Genomic DNA, 19,094 nt, shown 5'->3' with positions numbered 1-19,094 from the left:
AGACAGTTCTGACACCAAATTCGACGTGTTTTCCGCCGCGTCGAGGACAAAACCATCGGTTTAACTGACTGTAAGTAGGAGAAACGGTTACCATCGTTCGTAGAGAACGGTCGCACATGAGTGAACCATCTGCGCTCGATTCAATCTCGAGAACCGACACGATAGTTCTGCTCGGAGTCGTCGCGCTCGATCGGGAGGGCGAGACACCGGTCCAGACACACGAGCTTCGAAAACACTGCCAGCAGCACCTCTCGACCGTCGAAACGGACGTCGTCGGGACGGTCACTGAGGCGGACGTCACTCGATCACTCTACCGACTCGAGGAGGCGGGCCTCGTCGGCGAGAACGAGCCGACGTCGGCGTCGCCGACGGGGAAAGGGCGACCGGCGTACACGCTCACCGTCAGTCCAGACGTCGTGTACGAGGAGGTCGACGACGATCTCGTGGACGAATCGTCGGAGTGATCGGAACGGAAGCGAGCGCAGCAGGTGCGACGGTCTGTAGTCGCGTGGATCAGGTCGGCGTTCCCAGCACGGCGATATCGTAGTCGGCGACGGCCGAGGGGGACTCGAGGACGATGACCTGAAACTCCCAGGTCGAACCGGCGTCGACGTCGCCGGTACTGGAAAAATATCTGCCGATCTGGTTGCCCGCGTCGTCGTACACTCGCGTCCGGACTTCGACGATCTGAACCCGATTCGACCCGTCGTTCTCGACGGTCCCCTGGATGGTCGAGCCGAGATAGCCGTCCTCAACGACGAATTCGTGTGACGTCAACGAGAGGGAGTCGAGGGGTGTCGCCGTCGTACTCGGTTGCCCCTGTGCGAGTGCCGCGGCCGTAGACATCTGGCTCGCCGTCCGGTTGGAATAGTTGCTGGCGTTGAGATCGCCGACGGTGCCGTCTTCGTAGGTCGGCTTCCCGCCGATGCCGCCGCTGCCGGTACAACCGGCGACTGCGGTCGAAATTCCTGCACCGATCGACGCGAGCAGTCCGCGTCTGCTCGGTGGGTCCGAACGGGACATGTATCTCACACGGACGTCGCGGACACCTTTCAGTGTAGGCCTTGAAGCGCCAGCGACCGATAGTGACGGTCCCGATGCGCCAGCGACCGATAGTGACGGTCTCGACGCGGTCGTTCGCTCGCCGATTGGCGGGTCGAGACGGTCCGCGGCCGATTTCGTCGGTGCAGCGATCGGCGAGCAGCGATAGCCGACGGACGACGGATTCGATCCGTGTCACGCCGACCGCGTGGTCGCATCGACGCTCGAGTCACACGCGGTGCGAGCCGGCGACGGGCGCTGCCGATGTGTGCAACGCAGCCTCTTATTGCCGGGTCGGTGGAACGTCTCGCTATGGTGTCATCCGAGAGCGACGAGCGGCTCGAGTCGTACGGGGCCGATATCGGCGCCCGGTCCCGGCCGATCCCGCGGGCTCGGGAATGGCTGTTGGTCGAGGGCGACCGCGTGGTCGTCGCAGCCCTCCTCTTGGTCGGCGTCTTCGTCGTCCTGGTCGTTCTCCACGACGTCGGCGTCATCTCGTTCGTCAATTCGAACTCCGTGACGCGGGTGGCGAGTGGCATGATCGCGGGGACGTTCTCTCTCGTCACGCTCGTCGTCTCGATCAACCAGCTGATCCTCTCACAGGAGTTCGCGACGGCCGGATCGGCCCAGAAGCGACTCGAGTCGGTCATCGGATTCCGTGCGGACGTCGCGGACGAAGCGTCGGTCGCCGCGAGTCCAGTCTCGCAGACGAAACTACTCGAACTGCTCGTCGAATCGATTGCGCGGGACGCTGCTGCGGTCGAAGACGCGGTCGCCGATCACGACGAGGAGGTGCGACGGGCGATTACTCGATACACGAACATCGTTCAGTCCGAAACCGGGCGAATCGGTGAAACGCTCGAGCACACGTCGTTCGGCACGTTCAGGGCCGTGTTGGCGGCGACAGACTACGACGAAGACTGGCAGTTGTACGTGGGCACTCACCTTCGGCGCGCGTACGACGCCTCGCTTTCGCCGACCGCGACCGAACGGCTCGAGGACCTACTCGAGTCGCTGAAACTGTTCCACGTGGCCGGCGAGCAATTCAGGACGACGTACCTGCAGCGAGAGCTGACCCGATTCTCGCAGTTGACGGTTTACTGTGGTGTCCCGGCGATCCTGTCCGCGATACTCGTCGGTCTCCTCTACGCCGACGTCACCGGTCCGAGCGTCAACATCGCCGTCCTCCCGTACGTTTCGATCGGGCTGATCGGCGTCGTTCTCTCGCCGCTTACACTCCTCGTGTCGTTCATCCTTCGGACGACGACGATCACGCGCCGAACGGCATCGACTGGTCCGATGCTCCCCCAGAAGGGTCCCGAAGAAGGGCCGTTCGACGTGAGCGCCGGCGACGGGGGGATGCCCGACGGGAAGGCGGAACCCACTCGAGAGGAGCGGGAGAATCGGTGAGTGACAGCGGCCCGGTACAGAGAGGAGCGCTGGTGCTGGTCGTCTCTCCCTCCCGACCGTCGTCTTCTTCCGACGACGGGGCCCGCCTCAGTGCTCCTCGTCTTCGGTCTCGTCCAGGAATCGGTGGGCTTCTTCCAGGATTTCCCGCGGACCGTCCTGTGTGACGGTGTTTATCGCCTGTTCGTAATCGCGCCACTGCAGGTCGCGATGTTCGTTCGAAAGTTCTGCACTGGCCTCGAACGACTTCGCGATGAAGAGGTGAACGGTTTTGTGAATCGTTTTGCCGTTCGCCTCGAAGACGTAATCGTAGTCCCTGCGAAAGCCGTCGAGTAGTCGGAACTCTTCAATACCTGCCTCTTCCGTTACTTCGCGGATCGCCGTCTGCTGTAGTTCTTCATCTCCTTCGACACCGCCCTTGGGAAACTCCCAATCGCCTGGGCGGCTCTTGAGTAGAAGATACTCGCGCCGGCCCCGCGTATCGCGGAAGAGGATCGCGCCTGCGCTCGTAGCTTCGACTGCCATTAACTGGCCTAGTAGGTGCGACGTTAAGAGAATATCGAACTGTTCGTCCAACGAACACTGATTGCGAAATCGATTGTCACGCTGTCGGATGCGGGACGACCACAGTCGTACACAGTGGGACGGAGTCGCACACGATGAGAGTGGGCAGAGTCGCACACGGTGGGACAGAATCACACGGCGAGAGTGGATCAGAGTCGCACGCGACGGGGATCGTCACGGCCGTCTCTCAGCAAGTTTTTACGCGCCGACCGTGGATGATTCGACAATACCGATGACCTTCGTCACGCGTCTTACCCTTCAAAGCGGTGATCGAGCGGCTCTCGACGGGATCGTCGAGGACATCAAAGCGACCGCCGAACGGAAAGGGGCGGCACTGAAAGGGCCACACTCCCATCCACCGGAGCGACTCTCAGTTCCCCAGTCCTGTCGGCTCCACGCCGACGACGACCGTCGATTTTCCTCCTGGGACTACACCGTTTTCACCCGCGAACTCGAGATACACGGCCACGACAACCTCGCGCGCAATATTGCCTCACAGAACTTCCCCGACTCGGTCCACATCGAGGCCGAAGTCGAACAGATCCGCGGCGCGGGCCGCGGAAACTGACCGTCGACACGTCGTCTCGGGTGCCAAACGACGACAGGGCTTTTTACCGACCCCGACGATATCGGGGTATGACCGCGGACGATCTCGTTTCGCTCCGACGCGACTTGCACCGAAAACCGGAACCCGCCTGGCGCGAGTTCTATACGACCGCCCGAATCGTCGACGAACTCGAGTCGCGACTCGGCGACGACCTCGACGAACTCCACGTCGGCCCGGACGCGATCGCGGGCGACCAGCGGATGGCCGTCCCCGAGGAGACCGACCTCACCCGGTGGTACGACCAGGCCCGAGCCGACGGCGTCGACGAAGCGGTTCTCGAGCGACTCGAGGGCGGCTACACCGGCGCCGTCGCCGTCCTCGAGCGCGGCGAGGGACCGACGGTCGGCCTTCGCGTCGACATCGACGGGCTTCCGCGGGGGGAGTCGACCGATCCGGCGCACCTGCCGGCGGCCGAGGGCTTTCGCTCCGAACGCGAGGCCGCGATGCACGCCTGCGGCCACGACGCCCACGCGACGATCGGGATCGGTGTCGTCGAACGGATCGCCAACAGCGACTTTACGGGTACGCTGAAGGTGTTCTTCCAACCCGCGGAGGAGGTCGTCGGCGGCGGCAAGGCGATGGCCGAGAGCGACCACATCCGCGACGTCGACGCGTTGCTCGCCGTCCACATCGGCCTGGACCATCCGACCGGCGAAATCGTCGCGGGGATCGGCGGATTTCTCGCGGTGTCACACCTCGAGGCGACGTTTACGGGCGAATCGGCCCACGCCGGCGGCCACCCGGAGCAGGGACGCAACGCCGTCCAGGCGATGGCGACGGCGGTGCAGAACCTCTACGGGATTCCACGGCACAACGACGGGAAGACGCGCGTCAACGCCGGCGTCGCCGAGGGCGGCAGCGCCGCCAACGTCATCCCCGACGAGGCCCGGATCGTGGCCGAGGTCCGCGGCGAGACGACCGAGCTGATGGAGTACATGAAACATCGGGCCGAGCGAGTTCTCCGGAGCGCCGCCGAAATGCACGACTGCGAGGTCGAGATCGAGACCGGTGCGGAAGCCCCGAGCGCGACCAGCGACGAGGAACTCGTCGAGATCGTCGCCGACGTCGCCGGAACGACGCCGGGCGTCGAGCGGGTCGTAGAGCGCGACGAACTCGGGGGCAGCGAGGACGCGACCTTCCTCATGCGAGAAGTCCAGCAAAACGGGGGGACCGCCTGCTACGTCGGCGTCGGTACCGACCATCCAGGCGGCCACCACACCGCGACGTTCGACGTCGACGAGGCGAGCATCCAGCACGGGATCGACGTGCTGGTTGGAGCGGTCGAGCGGGTCACGCTCGAGCGACCCTGATCTCGATCGCTCAGCGATTCGAGTCGAGTACCTCCGCGGCGGATCGAATTCGCGGTCGAGAACCGATCGACGCGTCGTACGGTCTGCTGTACCGATGTACCGGTGCAACCGCGACCGTCCTGCGGGTGCACCGGTAATGACGTACAGTAGTCCGTATCAGAGGATCAGCACTCGGCCATCGACTCCTCGTCGTGGGTCTCCTCCCCCGGAACGTCTGCGACGACCTCGAGGTCGAACGCCTCGTCCGCGGGAGCAGCGTCGGGTTCGAGGTAGCCGACCGCGAAGGCCGTGGAGACGCTCCCGGCCGCCGGAGCGACGTCGAACTCGGCGACGACCTCCCCATCGTTACAGTTGGTCGCGGGCCGCACCTCGAGGGTGTACTCGCCGGCCGGCACCTCGAGCGCGCCGGCCTCGCCGAAGGCGACGTTCTCGAACAGGACCGTCTCGCCGCCACCGACGGTGACGTCGACCGCCGGAGCGTCCGGCGAGGCGTGGACGAGTCGCACGCGGGCGTTCTCGCCGGGGTCGCTGAGGTCGTCCTCCAGCACGGTCGGCGCGAACGGCTGATTCTCCTCGGAGAGTTCGCCGAGCGCGGCGATCGTAAACGCCCCTTCGGCGATTTCGAGTTCCTGATCGAACACGACGGTCTCGGGGTCGTCGGTCGCCGAGATGGCGACGTTCGCGGTCCCGACGGGTAGCTCGAGGTAGTCGCTCACCGCGCGGAACGGAACGTCCGAGAGGACGGTCTCGCCGTCGACTACGACGTCGACGTTCGGCGCGTCGGGCGAGAGGTGGGCCGCGCGAACGCGAGCAGTCGCTGTGGCTTCCTCGTCGTGATTACCGTCCGATTCCTGTCCGCTGTCACCTGCGTGGTCGTCGCTCGCGGCGCCGAAACTACCGGCCACCAGGCCGGCTCCTGCGGTTCCGATCAGCGTCAGCGTGCGTCGACGGGTATGTCCTTGGGACATGGAAACGAGTTGAGTACCATCGGAATTATGAACTGTCCCTAACAACGCAGGGTTACTGTCGGCGACGGAGACTGTCGGATGCGCGCTTCGACGGGAGGGGGGTTCGCGGCCGCGCGGCGTAACGCTCGACACGTATCTCCGAGTACCGGGAGCGTCGACTCCCGGTTCGGCGGGGCGAGACGCAGTGCGTACCGCTACCAGCCGCGAGCGCGAAAAGAACGCGCGGCGGTCTCTCGAGGGGGCGTCGAGGGCGCTGTCGCGTCCGCGGCGCGACCGGCCGCTCAGTACTTCGGATCCGCGCCAGTCGTCTCGTACACCTTCCCCATCAGTTCGTCGCGTCGGTCCTGCCAGTCCGCGAGCCCCGCTGGGCTCGAGGGGTACTCCTCGTAGTGAGCGAGCAGTTCGTCCGCGCGGCGTTTCGTCTGATAGAGGTTCCAGATGGTGCCCCAGTGGCCGCGGCTCTTGAGCAACGCCTCGAGTTTGAGCTTGAGGCCGATGTTCGTGCTCCCGGAGTAGAGAGCTTCGGCGAGTTTGTCGCCCGGCATCGCGGCGAGCAGCCCCATGAGGTCGTCCACGTCGACCGCGGTCGAGAGGATATTGTAGACGTCGAGTGCGGCGTAACGGGCGCCGTAGTGGTCCATCACCCGTTCGTTGTACCGCCAGAAGGTGTCTTCGCCGTAGTCGTCCGTCTCAAGGGCCTCGATGGCCTGTTCGGCGGCGTACTTGCCGGCGTACGCGGCGCCGGCGATGCCACCGCCGGTCGTGGGGTTGACGTGTCCCGCGGCGTCGCCGACGGCCATGTATCCCGGGTGGACCGCCGAGTCGTACGGCCGGCGAGTGGGCAAGGCGGCGCCGAGTTTGTCCTCGACCGTCGCGCCGGCGAACTCGGGACGGGTCTCGAGGTCGCGTCTGAGGTCGTCGACCAGTTCCATGGGCTCCTCGGTCATCTGAAAGCCGAGTCCGGCGTTGATCTCCGTCTCGGTGCGCGGGAAGTACCAGAGGTAGCCCGCGGCCCGCTCCGTCGGTTTGAAGACGAGCGCGTCGTCCCACTCGACGGGTTCGTCCACGTGGACGATCTCCCGGTAGGCAGAACAGAAGTGCGTGTAGTTGACGTTGGTATCGAACGTCGACCCCGAGAAGTCGACGTTGTCCTGCAAGACGGAGAGCGAACCCGCGGCGTCGACGACGACGTCCGCCTCGTAGGTGATCGGATCGCCCGCGCGGATCGCCTCGACCCCCGTGACGCGACCGTCGTCGGCCTGGACGACGTTCGTGACGACGGTATCGTAGTGAAAGTCGACGCCGACGTCGCCCGCGCCCTCGATGATCCGTCGTCCGTACTCCCAGCGGTCGATGACCGCGAGTTCACCCGGAACCGGAATCTCGAGGACGGTGTCCTCCTGTGGAATCTCGAAACGGCCGTGGTCGACGCCCGTGTTCGTAAAGGCCGGCTCGAGTTTCGACTTCGGGATCGCCTCGGGAAAGGCGTCGGCACCCTTTAACGCGTCCCCGCAGGCGATGTGACCCGCTTCGGTTTCGGATTTTCGATCGAGGACGACGACGTCGTATCCCTCGCGTGCGACGGTCGCAGCGGCGTAGCATCCTGCAGTTCCGGCGCCGACGACGACGACGTCCGGCGACTGGGTCCGAGTCGTCGCGGCGGTTGCCGACTGCTCCTGCGTACTCATATCCACACTGTGAGCGCCGCGGTAAGAAAACGTTTTATCAAGTGGTCTGATTCTCCGCTCGCCCGGACGACGGAGCGGTCCTCGCTGCGGACCGGATCGATCCGGTTCAGAGATGCGTCCGAACGCCCGAAACGAGGCGATTCGGGTGACAGCCGGGTGACGGCTAGAACGGATAGTGGATCGCCTGCGAGGCGACGATCAGCCACGTGATCAACAGCGTGTTGACGAACGCGCCGATCCAGATCCGGCCGGTGCGGTGGAAGAAGTACGTCGATACCGCGGCGATGACCGGCAGCAAGGCGAGGAACTGGAGGGCGATGATCGTGTAAATTGGTACGGGAAGGCCCATTCGGTCCGAGTGACCGCGCCGTTGGTACGACTCGGCACGTCTATTCACCGTCCGGACAGTCCCGAGAGGTGGGAATAAAGAGTTTTAGTGAGGTCGTCCGTATCCACCCGTATGACAGCGTACACCATCGAGTTCGTCGGAACGGGTGAGACGATCACCTGCACCGACAAGGAGACGATCCTCAGCCGGTGTCTCGAGGAGGGGATCGCCCAGGAGTACTCCTGCCGGGTCGGAATGTGTCTGGCCTGTTCCGCCGAAATTCTCGAAGGCGAGGTTACCCAACCGGCCGCCCGCGGGCTGACCGAAACGGAAGCCGAGAACTACGCGCTGACCTGCATGGCCCGTCCGCAGTCGGATCTGAAACTCGACCGCGGCAAGTATCCCCCGAGCATCGAGGCCGACCTCGAGGCCGACGGCGCCCGCGACAGCGCGGTCGCCGACGACTGAGCGCCGCGATTTCGGTCGATCGTCGCCTGCCACCGACGCGAGGCGGACCGGTCCGCCTCGCGACGCCATTTTGCGTCCGTCGGCCCGACCGTCAGTCGGCGACCGCACAGTTGTTCGGTCCCAGTTCGAGTTCGAACGCCGTTTCGGGATCGACGTCCTCGAGTCCGAGATTCGTCGCGACGATCCGCTCGTGGTTCGACGGCCGCGGCGGGAGATCGGTCGTCGCGTGGGCGACGAACTCGTCTTCGGCCATCGAGAGCGCGGCGAGGCGATCGCGCAGCGTCCCGAGTCGGTCGGCGTACGTTCCGTCGGCGCCAGGATCGGCGGCCGTACTGTAGTGACCCGGCGCGACCACCGTCTCGGGCGACTGCTCGAGAACTCGATCCCGTAGGCTCTCGTAGAGTCGCCGCGCGGCCGTCGGCGCCTCCTCGCTGCCGCCCTCCAGGTCCGGCCGGCCGACGCCCTCGAGGAACAGTGTATCGCCCGTGAACAGCACGGAATCCAGCCGAATGGAGAGCGATTCGGTCGTGTGCCCGGGGGTCGCCACCGCCGTCAGCGTCGTCTCGCCAACGGTGAGTTCGTCTCCGTCCCCGAGGGTCACGGCGTCGAAGGCGAGCCCGCGACTGCGAGCGCCGTCCGGAAGGACGGCATCGGCTTCGGCCCGCGATGCGAGGTCGCGGACGCCGCTGACGTGATCGGCGTGGACGTGCGTGTCGATCGCGTACGTGAGGTCGGCACCGAAGTCGGCGGCGTCCGCCACGTATCGGTCCGCAAACGCCCGCAGCGGGTCGATCACCGCCGCTTCGTTGCCGCTGACGATCGAATACGCGAGACACCCGCTCGAGGGCCGGTCGTACTGGAAGACTCTCGCGGGCGCGTCGACCTCGAGTTCGCGGACCGCATAGAGGTCTGCCCAGGCGTCCATCCCGCCGGCGAGATTGCGCGCTTCGATGCCCGCCTCCCGCAGGAGCCCGACGGCGTGGGCGCTCGCTTCCCCGCGACCGCAGACGGCGACGATCGGCTCCGACAGGTCGGCTACGAGGTCGTCGACGCCGCCCGTCGCCTGGGCCTGGATGAAGCGAACGTGGGGGATCTGGACGGCCTCGACGGCGTCGCCCTCGAGGTGCCAGCGATCGAACTCGTCGCGGTCGCGGACGTCGAGGACGGTCATCGCGTCGCCGGATCGCAGCCGGTCGGCGAGCGCGTCGGGAGCGATCGAGGGCTGCTCGTCACCCGGTCGGTCGGCGTGGTCGCTCCTGTCTGTCATGCCCGAACGTACGCGCTCGAGGCGGGTAAAGTCGCGCCCCGAACCGTCGGCGAGGCTCCCCGGATCACCGCCAAGGTTCAACACGATCGGCGGTGTCAGTTCCGTATGACCGCCACCGAATTTCAGTCCGCGCTCGAGGAATCGATGTCCGTCGAACTCGAGCGACTCGGCTCGTCCAAACTGCTGATCGCGCTCACGGACGCGGATCTGACGGCGGAGCACGTTCTCAGGACCGCAGCGGACAGCGAGTGCGCCGCCGCGGAGACCTTCGAGACGTGGGTCGACGACGAGGCAGACGAGAGCGCACGGGACGCCTTCGCCGAGTTTCGAGACCAGGAGCGAGACCACTTCGATCGGGTGGTAGCCATGCTCGACAGCGAGGACGAGGTCACCGACGTCGACGGCGGCCCGATGCACGACCGTCTCCGATCCCTCGAGACGACGTTGGACCGCCTCGGCGGTGCCGTCGGTCGCGCACTGGTCGGCGACCGGACGCACCTCCAGGTGGTGAACTTCTTCGTCAACGACGGCGACGAGCGACTCGCGGACTCGTTTCGGGACCTGCGGACCGAAACGGCTGCCCAGGGCGACGTGGCGGGTGCGTTGCTCGAGGAAGTCTGTGACGAAAGCGGAGACTGGGACCGAGCACGGGCGTCCGCCGAATACGTGATCGACGTCGCGTACGAATCGTACGCGGACTCGCTGGACGAGTTGGGTCTCGATCCCAGGCCGATCTGTTGACCCGATTCCTCGCGCCGGCGTGTCGACGTGAACCGACGGACGACGTCGCTTTCGAACTCCGCCGAGAGAACCCGGGCGTACCGACGACTGCGCCGACTGCAGCGAAACGGCGGTGAGCAACGGATCCGAGGGCGAAACCGATCCCGGACCGGAAGCCAAACCGGCCTGGAACCCGGAGCGTGAACGGCGTCGAAAACGCGGACTCGAGTCGAAGTCGAAACGCGGACTCCGATGGACGCGCGGGCTCGCCTCGAATTCTCGTCCGTCGGCAGGGCGGACGTATCTATACTCATCCGCTGATCAGAATTCACCCTATGAAAAGATTTTTGACTGGTACTTTCCATGGAGGACCAATGAAGGGGGCGCCGTCCGAGGACGATCTCCAGGACGACTTGCTGGAACTGGTCCGCCGGCACGAGGTCTTCGACGTTCTGGCCGCGGAGACGCTCGAGAAACCAGAACTCGCAGCGGCCCTCGAAGTGTCGCCGGCGACGACACACCGGATCCTCGCCTCGTTTCGCGACAAGGAGTGGATCACGCGGACGGACAGCGGGTACGCGTTGACGCCCCTCGGCGCGCGGATGGGGCGCGCAGTCGAAACCTACCGGGCCGCCGTCGTGGAGACGCGTCGGCTGGCACCGCTGTACGAGACCCTTTCGGCGGCGACGCTCCCCGTCGCCGTCGATGTCCACTGGTTCGCGGACGCGACCGTCACGGTAGTCGAACCGCGCGATCCGTACCGGCCGTTGAACCGGTTTATCGACCTGCTCGAGGACACTTCCTCGCTGCGCGGCTGCGATACGACGTCGGTCGCACCGACGTACGTCGACGATATCCACGAGCGCATTCTCGACGGGATGCCGGTCGATATCGTCTTCGAGACGCCGGTGATCGACCGACTCGCGTCGGAGTACACCGACCTCGCGGACGACGCCTTCCAACGGGAGAATCTCAGGCTCTGGGCTCGCGACGAACTCCCGTTCGGGCTGGCGCTGTTCGACGATCGGGTCGGAATCGGTGGCTACGACGCGGAGTCGGGGATTCTCTCCGTTTTCGCCGACACGGACGATCCCGACGCATACGCGTGGGGAGAACAGCTTTTCGAAGAGTATCGGTCAGCGGCGGACCGGGTCGTGTAGGAATCCGAGCGACGCCAGTCCGTGGGAGACGAGTCGGCGGCGACGAGACGGGAGACGGGCCCGTCGTGAGACGATCCGCGTCGGTGACGCGTCACTCCTCGACGGAGACCAACGACATCTCGTAGGTTCGTCGTCCGTCTTCGTCGTAGTACGCGGTGTAGGGTGCCATCTCGAGTTCCGGGGAGAAACAACCCTCGTGGACCGTATTCCCGTCTATTTCGGTCACGGACGCGTAACAGTCGACACCCGCGTAGGATCGCTGTTCCGTGACTTCGAATCGCATCGATCCGTCCGGCGAGGAGTACGACCACTCGTTGCCGACGGTGAGGGTGCGTCCCTCGTACTGGGCCATCGTCGGTGAAAAGACCGTCGCGATGATAAACGGACCGGCCGGCGTCATGATCAACTGGCTCTGGAGATCCGCTTTCGTCCCGCTGACGGTCGTTTCGAACTGCGTCTCCGTCGTGTCGTAGCGGACGGAGACCGTCGCGCCGTCGTCGGTCACGTCCGTGACGTCCCAGACCAGCGTCCCTTCTCCGTCGTCGGGCGAGTACACGTCGTACGTATACGTGATCGGTCGGTCGAATTCGAACGGTTTCCAGGTCGCACCGGTGTCGGCGTCTCCGTCACCCGTGCCCCCGTTTCCGCCGTCTGACCCCGACGAGTCGGAGGGTGAGTCGCCGTCACTCGAACAGCCGGCCAGCAATCCCGCCGTCGCGACACCGAGCGTGGAGAGCAGTCGTCGTCTCGAGAACCGAGCGTTCGCGCGTGAATCCATCACCCTGGCGGTAGGTCCGCGGGTATCTTGTACTCACTCCGTGACAAAATTTCACCGGTTGAAGTATCGATGTGATCGGTCGACCGGCGAAAGAAAGACGAATGGACGATCGGGGACGGATGAGACGGCCGAACCCGCCGGGTCTCGGGGATCGCGGCTCCGAAAACGTCGCGAGTGCATCGGCCCGGTGGACCGAACGGCGGTGGTGCGACCGGGCCGTCGGCGCGGCGAGTCAGTCGACGAAATCGATGTCGTCGCCTTGCGCGGGCGCTTCGGGCTGAACGCTGGCCTCGCCGTTGGGGCGCCCGTAAATCTGGGGCGACTGAACGCCGGTGACGACGATCATCGTCCGCATGCTCCCCTCGAGGCTCTCGTCGATCGAGGTCCCCCAGATGATGCGGGCGTCGGGGTCGATCCGATCGTAAATCTCCTCGACGACGCCCTCGGCTTCTTCGATTGCCATGTCGTTGCCGCCGGTCACGTTGACGAGCGCGGAACTCGCCCCCGAGATGTCGACGTCGAGCAGCGGCGAACGCAGCGCGGTCTTGACGGAGTCCTCCGCTTTGGCTTCGGAATCGGCTTCGCCGAGTCCGATCATGGCCACGCCGCCGCGTTCCATGACCGTGCGGACGTCGGCGAAGTCCAGGTTGACGAGGCCGGGTTTCGTGATGAGTTCCGTAATCCCCTTGACCGAGCGCATCAGGACCTCGTCGGAGACCTTGAACGCCTGTCGAACGGGAAGCTTGCCGACGGAGTCGAGCAGTCGGTCGTTGGGGACGACGATGACGGTGTCGGAAACGTCGCGGAGGCGCTCGAGTCCGGCCTCGGCGTTGGTCCGCCGGACTTCACCTTCGGCGGTAAAGGGCGTGGTGACGATCGAGATCGTCAACGCGCCGGCTTCTCGGGCGGCTTTGGCGACGACCGGCGCGGAGCCGGTCCCGGTGCCACCGCCGAGTCCGGCCGTGACGAAGACCATGTCCGAGCCGTCGATGGCGTCGTAGATGTCCTGCTGGCTCTCGAGGGCGGCTTCCTCTCCGACCTGGGGCAACGAACCGGCTCCGCGACCGCCGGTCTTTTCCTCGCCCATGAGGATCTTGGTGTCGGCATCGATCTCGACGAGGTGCTGGACGTCGGTGTTGGCGGCGACGAGTTTCGCGCCGTGGATGCCCTCCTCGTGCATTCGATTGATCGTGTTGCCACCGGCACCGCCGCAGCCGACGACCGTAATGTCGGTCTGAAGGTCCTGCAGAACGTCCTCCAGTTGGTCGTCGGTCATCGTCCCCGTCTGTCGGCTTTCCGATGTGTCACCGTCGGATGATTGTCCCTCACCCGGGGCGCCGTGAGGAGCCCCGGCGGGGTCCCCGTTCTCGGCCTCGTCGATTGCGTCGTCGATGATAGAGTCCATTCTTGGCCCTGTCTAAAAGATGGAGCATAATTACCTTTCCCCCTAGACGTCAGACGAGCGTCTGACACGTTAATAAGGTGTTACGTACTCGCTCGCTTCGGCGGCGAGTTCGCGAGACGTCGGGGGGTATACGAGTATTACTGTCGTCGTCCGGCCCGGTCATATCGGGAATCGGTGCGTTCGTTCGGTTAGAACTCTCTCGGGACTGACTGTTTCCCCGTCGACCGTGACCGGGGTCCCCTCGGCGAGCGCACCGAACTTCGGACCCTCCGGAACACCGGCTTCGAGAGCCAGTTCGGGATCGAACGCCGTCTCTTCGGCGACGACCGCATCGTCCTCGAGTCGAACCGAGTCGTATTTTTCCTCGAGGATGTCGGCCAGTGCCGCGATGATCGCCGCACGTGGATCGCTCGAGTCGATCCGGGTTTCGCGGTCGGGGCCGGTATCGACGTCCGCTTCGTCCCTGGTGCCGGTCCCGCCCCGTATTTCGTCCCGGTTTCCGGTCCGGGGGATCGCCGCCCGCGAGCCGACGCGGCTGCCGCCGTTGGCGGTCGCGAACGCGACGGCGTTTTCTTCGACGATCGCTCGGACGCGGTCGTGGTTGATTCCCTCCGCCGTCGTGACGAGGTCTGCCGGCAAATCGACGACTGCAAACGTCTCCGAGAGCCGCTCACCGAAGCGGATTCCGTCGTCGATCGGGCCGAGGTCGGACTCGATCGCGTCGACGAGATCGAGCGGCCGGTCGCCGACCTCGCGCAGCCAGGTCTCGCTGACGACGCGGTAGTCCGTGCCGCCCAGGATTTCCTCGAGGACCGGCCACTCGCCGTCGAGAAGGGCGAATTCGGCCTTGCTCGCTTCGAAGGCCCGCTCTATCACGTCGCGGTGGGCCGTCGGGTGTCCCATCGCCTCGAGCGCCCAGTCGGCGGCGACGTGTCCGACCGCCCACGGCGTCTCGCGGACGATCCGTTCGAACCGCGGGACGTAGTGGTTACCGCCGAAGCCGACGACCTGGCGGCGCGAGACCACATCGCGCTGCCGAGGGCTCGCGAGGGCATCGCTCTCGCGTTGCTCGCGGTGGGGGGCGACGTCTCGAAGCTCGAGAATGGCGCGGGCGACCGCGTCGGCCCCGGCCGGGTCGTCCCACTGTTCGTCGCCGCTCCCGAGTTCCGCGAACAGCGACGGACAGCCCACGTCGGTCGGGCCGTGGTGGGTACACTCCAGACCGACGTCGTACGATTCGGGTGCGTACTCGTCGAAGGCTTCGAGGAGACGAGCCAGGGCGTTCGGCGCGGCGTCGGCCAGCGCGTCCGGTTCGCCGCCGAACTCGGCCGGACCGAAGTTGCCGGTGAAGTGCCCCGTCAGCAACGCCCCGGTGTCGCCGGAGTGACGCGACGCGAAGACGAGCAGGTCCGGATCGCAGTCGAAGGCCGACGCCGGGCGCTCGAGTTCGATGTGTAACTCGTCGAACGTGCGGAGTTCGGCCCCGTCGATCAGGTAGTAGCTACCGCCGCCGTTGGCGTCCGCTCGAGTATCGTCCTCGGCGCGGCCCCAGTCGGCGTGGTCGCGGAGTTTGTCACAGATGTGTCTCGAGGCGCGGTCGGCGCGGCTTTCGACGATCGCGATCACGAGAAGGCCTCGGTACCGTGAAGAGGAATAGTCTGCGCTTTCGGCGGGGTCCCCGAGATGACGTGCTTCGAGATGCCCCACGATCCGCTTCCGATCGGCCCCGCACTATAATCGCGTGGCGAACGCAGCCCGTTAGTTATTCGGACGTGGAAACGGAAAAAAGACCACTGTGGTTTGGTGGCTGCCATGAGCGAGAATCCGCCCGAGAGAACGGAGTCGGCGAACGGCTCCGATCGTCACGAAACGCACACCGACGAGGCGGTCGACTGTCAATTCGACGTCCACGATTTCAGTATGCTCGTCGGCGACTGCGCCGTTGCCACGTTCGACACCGACGGGACCGTTTCCGCGTGGAACGACGGGGCACGACGACTCACCGGCTACGACGACGAGACTGTCGTCGGCTCGCACTACCGACGCTTCTTTCCGGCGGCCGCGCGCGAATCCGGCCGGCCCGAACGGGTACTCGAGCGGGCGCGAACGGCCGGGAGTGTCGAGAACAAGGCCTGGAGAGTCCGTGCCGACGGGCGCCAGTTCTTCGCCCGAGAAGTGATCGTGCCGATCCGCGAGGACGGAACGATCGGCGACGAGGGCGGTCTCGAAATCGACGATATGGGCGGGTACGTGTGGTTCGTTCAGGACCGAACCGAGGGACACGAGCGCGAACGGAAACTGAGCGAGGAGAAGGCTTTCGTCGAGAGCGTCTTCGAGGCGCAACCGGACGTCGTCTACGCGTTCGACTCGGACGAGAACTACCTCGAGTGGAACGATCGGGTGCCGGCGGTGACGGGCTACACCGAAGCGGAACTGGCCGACATGAATCCGGTCGAGTTCATCGCACCGGAGGACCGAGAGCGAATCCGGAACGTGATCCAGCGGGTTCTCGAAGAAGACGAGTACGTCACCGCAGAGGCGAACCTGCTGACGAAAGACGGGCGTCGGATCCCGTACGAGTTCAACAGCGCCCGCATCACCGGCGACGACGGCGCCGTCCTCGGGTTTACCGGCGTCGGTCGAAACGTCCGGGAGCGAAAGGCTCGCGAGCAGGCGCTTCGCGAGGAGAAAGCCTTCACGGAAAGCGTCCTCGAGGCACAGCCCGACGTTCTCTACGCCTACGACACCGAGGGGAACCTCATTCAGTGGAACGACCAGTTCGAACGCGAGACCGGCTACACGCCGGCGGAATTCGCCGACGTGAATCCGCTGACGTTCATCGCACCGGAGGATCGAGATCGAATCGAGGACGCGATCGATCGCATCCTCGAGGAGGGCGAACGGGTAACCGCGGAAGGGCGAGTTCTCACCAGTGACGGGGACCGCATCCACTACGAATTCAACAGCGCCAGGATTACCGACGACGACGGCACCGTCCTCGGATTTACCGGCGTCGCCCGCGATATCAGCGACCGGAAAGCCCGCGAGCGAGAACTCGAGCGCCTCGAGCGATTGAACGCGATCGTTCGGACGATCGACGAGACGATGGTCACCGCGGATACCCGCGACGAAATCGAGTCGGCGATCGTCGAGGGGTTTGCAGCCGCCGATCCGTACCGGTTCGCCGTCATCGGACGAACCGATCCCGCCTCGCCGGTCGACCGACAGTCGGTCGGCCCCGTGAGCTGGGCCGGAGTGGACGAATCGACGGTCGAGGACGTCTTCACGTCGTTCGTCGAGCCGCCCGCCGAGGCGAACGCGGCGTCGCCGATCGAAACGCGGACCGTCCAGCGATATCGGAACCTACGCGAGAGTCCCGTCGACCAGTGGCGAGCAACCGCCCGCGAACACGGGTGTGACTCGGTCGCGGTCGTGCCGATCGTCGCGACCGATCGGACGTTCGGTGCGATCGTCGTCGCCGCCGCCGAGGCCGACGCCTTCGCCGATCGGGAGCGAGAGGTATTACAGGAGTTCGGCGGCACGATCGGTCACGCGATCAACGCGATGGTCGTTCGGCAACTCCTCTATATGGACACCATCGACGAACTCGAGTTCGAGTCGACCGACCGTGGTGACACCTGTATCAGACTCTCCGAGGACCTCGGCTGCGAGCTGTCACTCGATCACCTATTACCGCTCACGGACGAGGTGTTCGTCTACTACCTCACCGTCACCGGAGCCGATCCCGAACGAATTCGCGAGGGGGTGGACGACGACGACGCGGTATCCGAGTACCGACTCGTCGACGCGACCGACGACGAAAGCTACTGGGAGATCGTCGTCCGCGGATCCGCGATCGCCGAACTGCTCACGGAGTACGGAGCGCGGTTGCAGTCGAAAGTAGTTCGCGACGGCGTCGGGAAACTGACCGTTCAGGCGAGTCGCGATGCCAACCTGCGGGAACTCGTCGACGGAATTACGTCGGCGTATCCCGAGACGGAACTCGTTTCGAAGCGAACCGTCGACCGACCCGTCGAAACGCGGGGCGACTTCCGCCACACGGTCGAATCGCTGCTCACGGAGAAACAGCGATTCGCCCTCGAGGCGGCCTATCACGGCGGGTACTTCGAGTGGCCGGCCCGAAACAGCGACGCATCGGAAGTCGCGGATCGACTCGAAATCGCCCGACAGACCTTCCATCAGCATCTCCGGGTCGCACTCGAGAAACTGCTCTCGGCGTACTTCGGGACGGACGACTGACGACCACTCGACGATACCAGAGCATGCAGGTACACACCTTTCCCCCGTTCGTCGTCTCTATCGGGTAATGAGTTTCCCCCCGTCTTCCGAGGCGACGACTGCGGTCGACGTCCTCGCGGAACCGCGGCGGCGATACGTGCTCGCCGCGTTACTCGAGGGATCGGACGCAGCACGGACGGATCGATCCGCGGCATCGACGCGACTGTCAGTCGACGCGCTGGCGACCGAGGTCGCGACCGTGGAACACGGCCGTCAGATCGTTCCCGACGATCAGTGCACGCAAATTCATATCGATCTGAGACACGCCCACGTCCCGCGGCTGGTCGACGTCGGAGTCCTGTCAAGACGATCGCGTGGCGACTCGACGACGGTCACACTCCTCGACCACCCGATGCTCGAGATCGACTGGGTCGAGGCCCTCCTCGCCGACCCGACCGGTGAGACGCTGGGGTTCGACGAGGCGACGCTGAACAGGACGCTCGGCGCACTTTCCGCGCCGCGTCGCCGAGCGGTCTGTGCCGTTCTCGCAACGCGGCGCGAACGGCTTTCCCTCTCCGATCTGGGCGCGGCGATCGTCGCGCTGGAAGACGACGGCGAAACGGTTCCCGCCGAGGTGACCGACGCGGACGCCGCGCCCGTCATCAGTTCGCTCGTCCACTCACACCTTCCCGCACTGGCAGATGCCGGCCTCGTTTCGTACGACGTGGCGGCAAAGCGCGTTTCGCTCGCCTCCGACGCCCCTCAGTGGGAGACGGACTGGTTGCTCGAGGGGCCGCTCTCCGACGTCGCCGACGTTCGAGAGGATCAGTCGGACGGTGCGTCCCAGAGACGTCCGGTTTCGGACGAACCGATGGCTGACGCACCGTCTGACGACGGGACCGCGGCGACCGACGCGCCGGCGGCGGACGAGGCGACGACCGCCGCCGATCGCGACAGGGTGTTGTGGACGCTGGCACAGCCGCCCGCGGGACGTTCGAGCGCCAGCGGGCCATCGTCCCGGGAAATACCGACACCCTCGGAGCCGTCCTCGGCCGTGAGCGATCCGCACGACGGCCCCCCGTCGACGTGAATCACTGGGTGAACGTCGGACGGTGACGAATTCGGTGTCGTGGACGTAAACGGC

Annotated in this window: 17 protein-coding genes and 1 pseudogene; 9 read left to right on the top strand and 9 right to left on the bottom strand. The window is 65.4% G+C overall.

The window, feature by feature from the left end; translation table 11 throughout:
* Positions 1-116: 116 nt before the first annotated feature.
* The gene (locus tag NJT13_RS14825) at positions 117-464 is read left to right on the top strand and encodes a hypothetical protein (RefSeq protein WP_254522413.1); all 348 of its coding nucleotides are present in this window, start codon (positions 117-119) and stop codon (positions 462-464) included.
* Positions 465-513: 49 nt separating this feature from the next.
* On the opposite strand, the gene NJT13_RS14820 is transcribed toward NJT13_RS14825, so the two are convergent.
* A complete protein-coding gene (locus tag NJT13_RS14820) occupies positions 514-1,023 on the bottom strand; it encodes an FxLYD domain-containing protein (protein ID WP_254522412.1) in 510 nt (169 codons plus the stop codon).
* Positions 1,024-1,353: 330 nt separating this feature from the next.
* Here NJT13_RS14820 and NJT13_RS14815 point away from each other — a divergent pair, with 330 nt between their 5' ends.
* On the top strand, positions 1,354-2,451 hold the full coding sequence (locus NJT13_RS14815) for a DUF7972 family membrane protein (RefSeq protein WP_254522411.1): 1,098 nt from the start codon (positions 1,354-1,356) through the stop codon (positions 2,449-2,451).
* An 87-nt stretch (positions 2,452-2,538) separates the two neighbouring features.
* Here NJT13_RS14815 and NJT13_RS14810 read toward each other — a convergent pair whose 3' ends face one another.
* Positions 2,539-2,973 carry a bis(5'-nucleosyl)-tetraphosphatase gene (locus NJT13_RS14810; protein WP_254522410.1) on the bottom strand — a complete coding sequence of 145 codons (435 nt, stop codon included), beginning with the start codon at positions 2,971-2,973 and terminating at the stop codon, positions 2,539-2,541.
* Between the two features lie 271 nt (positions 2,974-3,244).
* Here NJT13_RS14810 and NJT13_RS14805 point away from each other — a divergent pair, with 271 nt between their 5' ends.
* Positions 3,245-3,580, top strand: coding sequence for an uS10/mL48 family ribosomal protein (locus NJT13_RS14805; protein WP_254522409.1), 336 nt, complete (start codon positions 3,245-3,247; stop codon positions 3,578-3,580).
* Between the two features lie 68 nt (positions 3,581-3,648).
* Positions 3,649-4,929: an amidohydrolase gene (locus NJT13_RS14800; protein WP_254522408.1), complete on the top strand. Its 1,281-nt coding sequence runs from the start codon at positions 3,649-3,651 to the stop codon at positions 4,927-4,929.
* Between the two features lie 164 nt (positions 4,930-5,093).
* On the opposite strand, the gene NJT13_RS14795 is transcribed toward NJT13_RS14800, so the two are convergent.
* From NJT13_RS14795 to NJT13_RS14785, 3 genes and pseudogenes are all read right to left on the bottom strand, one after another.
* Positions 5,094-5,897 carry a DUF4397 domain-containing protein gene (locus NJT13_RS14795; RefSeq protein ID WP_254522407.1) on the bottom strand — a complete coding sequence of 268 codons (804 nt, stop codon included), beginning with the start codon at positions 5,895-5,897 and terminating at the stop codon, positions 5,094-5,096.
* A 281-nt stretch (positions 5,898-6,178) separates the two neighbouring features.
* Positions 6,179-7,585: a geranylgeranyl reductase family protein gene (locus NJT13_RS14790; RefSeq protein WP_254522406.1), complete on the bottom strand. Its 1,407-nt coding sequence runs from the start codon at positions 7,583-7,585 to the stop codon at positions 6,179-6,181.
* 163 nt (positions 7,586-7,748) lie between these two features.
* A pseudogene (locus NJT13_RS14785) lies at positions 7,749-7,928 on the bottom strand (alpha/beta hydrolase); the annotation flags it as partial.
* Positions 7,929-8,045: 117 nt separating this feature from the next.
* On the opposite strand from NJT13_RS14785, the gene NJT13_RS14780 reads away from it, so the two are divergent.
* A complete protein-coding gene (locus tag NJT13_RS14780) occupies positions 8,046-8,381 on the top strand; it encodes a 2Fe-2S iron-sulfur cluster-binding protein (RefSeq protein WP_254522404.1) in 336 nt (111 codons plus the stop codon).
* A 91-nt stretch (positions 8,382-8,472) separates the two neighbouring features.
* Here NJT13_RS14780 and NJT13_RS14775 read toward each other — a convergent pair whose 3' ends face one another.
* Entirely contained in the window at positions 8,473-9,648 is a 1,176-nt protein-coding gene (locus NJT13_RS14775) for an MBL fold metallo-hydrolase (protein ID WP_254522403.1), read from the bottom strand.
* Positions 9,649-9,753: 105 nt separating this feature from the next.
* On the opposite strand from NJT13_RS14775, the gene NJT13_RS14770 reads away from it, so the two are divergent.
* Positions 9,754-10,389 (top strand): rubrerythrin family protein, encoded by a 636-nt coding sequence (locus NJT13_RS14770; RefSeq protein WP_254522402.1) that lies wholly within the window; start codon positions 9,754-9,756, stop codon positions 10,387-10,389.
* A 353-nt stretch (positions 10,390-10,742) separates the two neighbouring features.
* Positions 10,743-11,528 carry a helix-turn-helix transcriptional regulator gene (locus NJT13_RS14765; protein ID WP_254522401.1) on the top strand — a complete coding sequence of 262 codons (786 nt, stop codon included), beginning with the start codon at positions 10,743-10,745 and terminating at the stop codon, positions 11,526-11,528.
* Positions 11,529-11,619: 91 nt separating this feature from the next.
* Here NJT13_RS14765 and NJT13_RS14760 read toward each other — a convergent pair whose 3' ends face one another.
* The 3 genes from NJT13_RS14760 to NJT13_RS14750 all read right to left on the bottom strand — a co-directional run bounded on the left by NJT13_RS14760 (position 11,620) and on the right by NJT13_RS14750 (position 15,337).
* Positions 11,620-12,306 (bottom strand): hypothetical protein, encoded by a 687-nt coding sequence (locus NJT13_RS14760; RefSeq protein ID WP_254522400.1) that lies wholly within the window; start codon positions 12,304-12,306, stop codon positions 11,620-11,622.
* Between the two features lie 232 nt (positions 12,307-12,538).
* Positions 12,539-13,711 carry a cell division protein FtsZ gene (gene ftsZ / locus NJT13_RS14755; protein WP_254522399.1) on the bottom strand — a complete coding sequence of 391 codons (1,173 nt, stop codon included), beginning with the start codon at positions 13,709-13,711 and terminating at the stop codon, positions 12,539-12,541.
* Positions 13,712-13,870: 159 nt separating this feature from the next.
* Entirely contained in the window at positions 13,871-15,337 is a 1,467-nt protein-coding gene (locus tag NJT13_RS14750; RefSeq protein WP_254522398.1) for a D-aminoacyl-tRNA deacylase, read from the bottom strand.
* Between the two features lie 186 nt (positions 15,338-15,523).
* Between NJT13_RS14750 and NJT13_RS14745 the strand changes: the two genes are divergently transcribed.
* Positions 15,524-17,971: a PAS domain S-box protein gene (locus NJT13_RS14745; protein ID WP_254522397.1), complete on the top strand. Its 2,448-nt coding sequence runs from the start codon at positions 15,524-15,526 to the stop codon at positions 17,969-17,971.
* A 67-nt stretch (positions 17,972-18,038) separates the two neighbouring features.
* Positions 18,039-19,040: a DUF7344 domain-containing protein gene (locus NJT13_RS14740; protein ID WP_254522396.1), complete on the top strand. Its 1,002-nt coding sequence runs from the start codon at positions 18,039-18,041 to the stop codon at positions 19,038-19,040.
* Positions 19,041-19,094 lie beyond the last annotated feature (54 nt).

Origin of the sequence: Natrinema caseinilyticum, from assembly GCF_024227435.1 — an archaeon.
GTDB lineage: Archaea > Halobacteriota > Halobacteria > Halobacteriales > Natrialbaceae > Natrinema > Natrinema caseinilyticum.
This window is presented reverse-complemented; position numbering and strand designations above follow the sequence as displayed.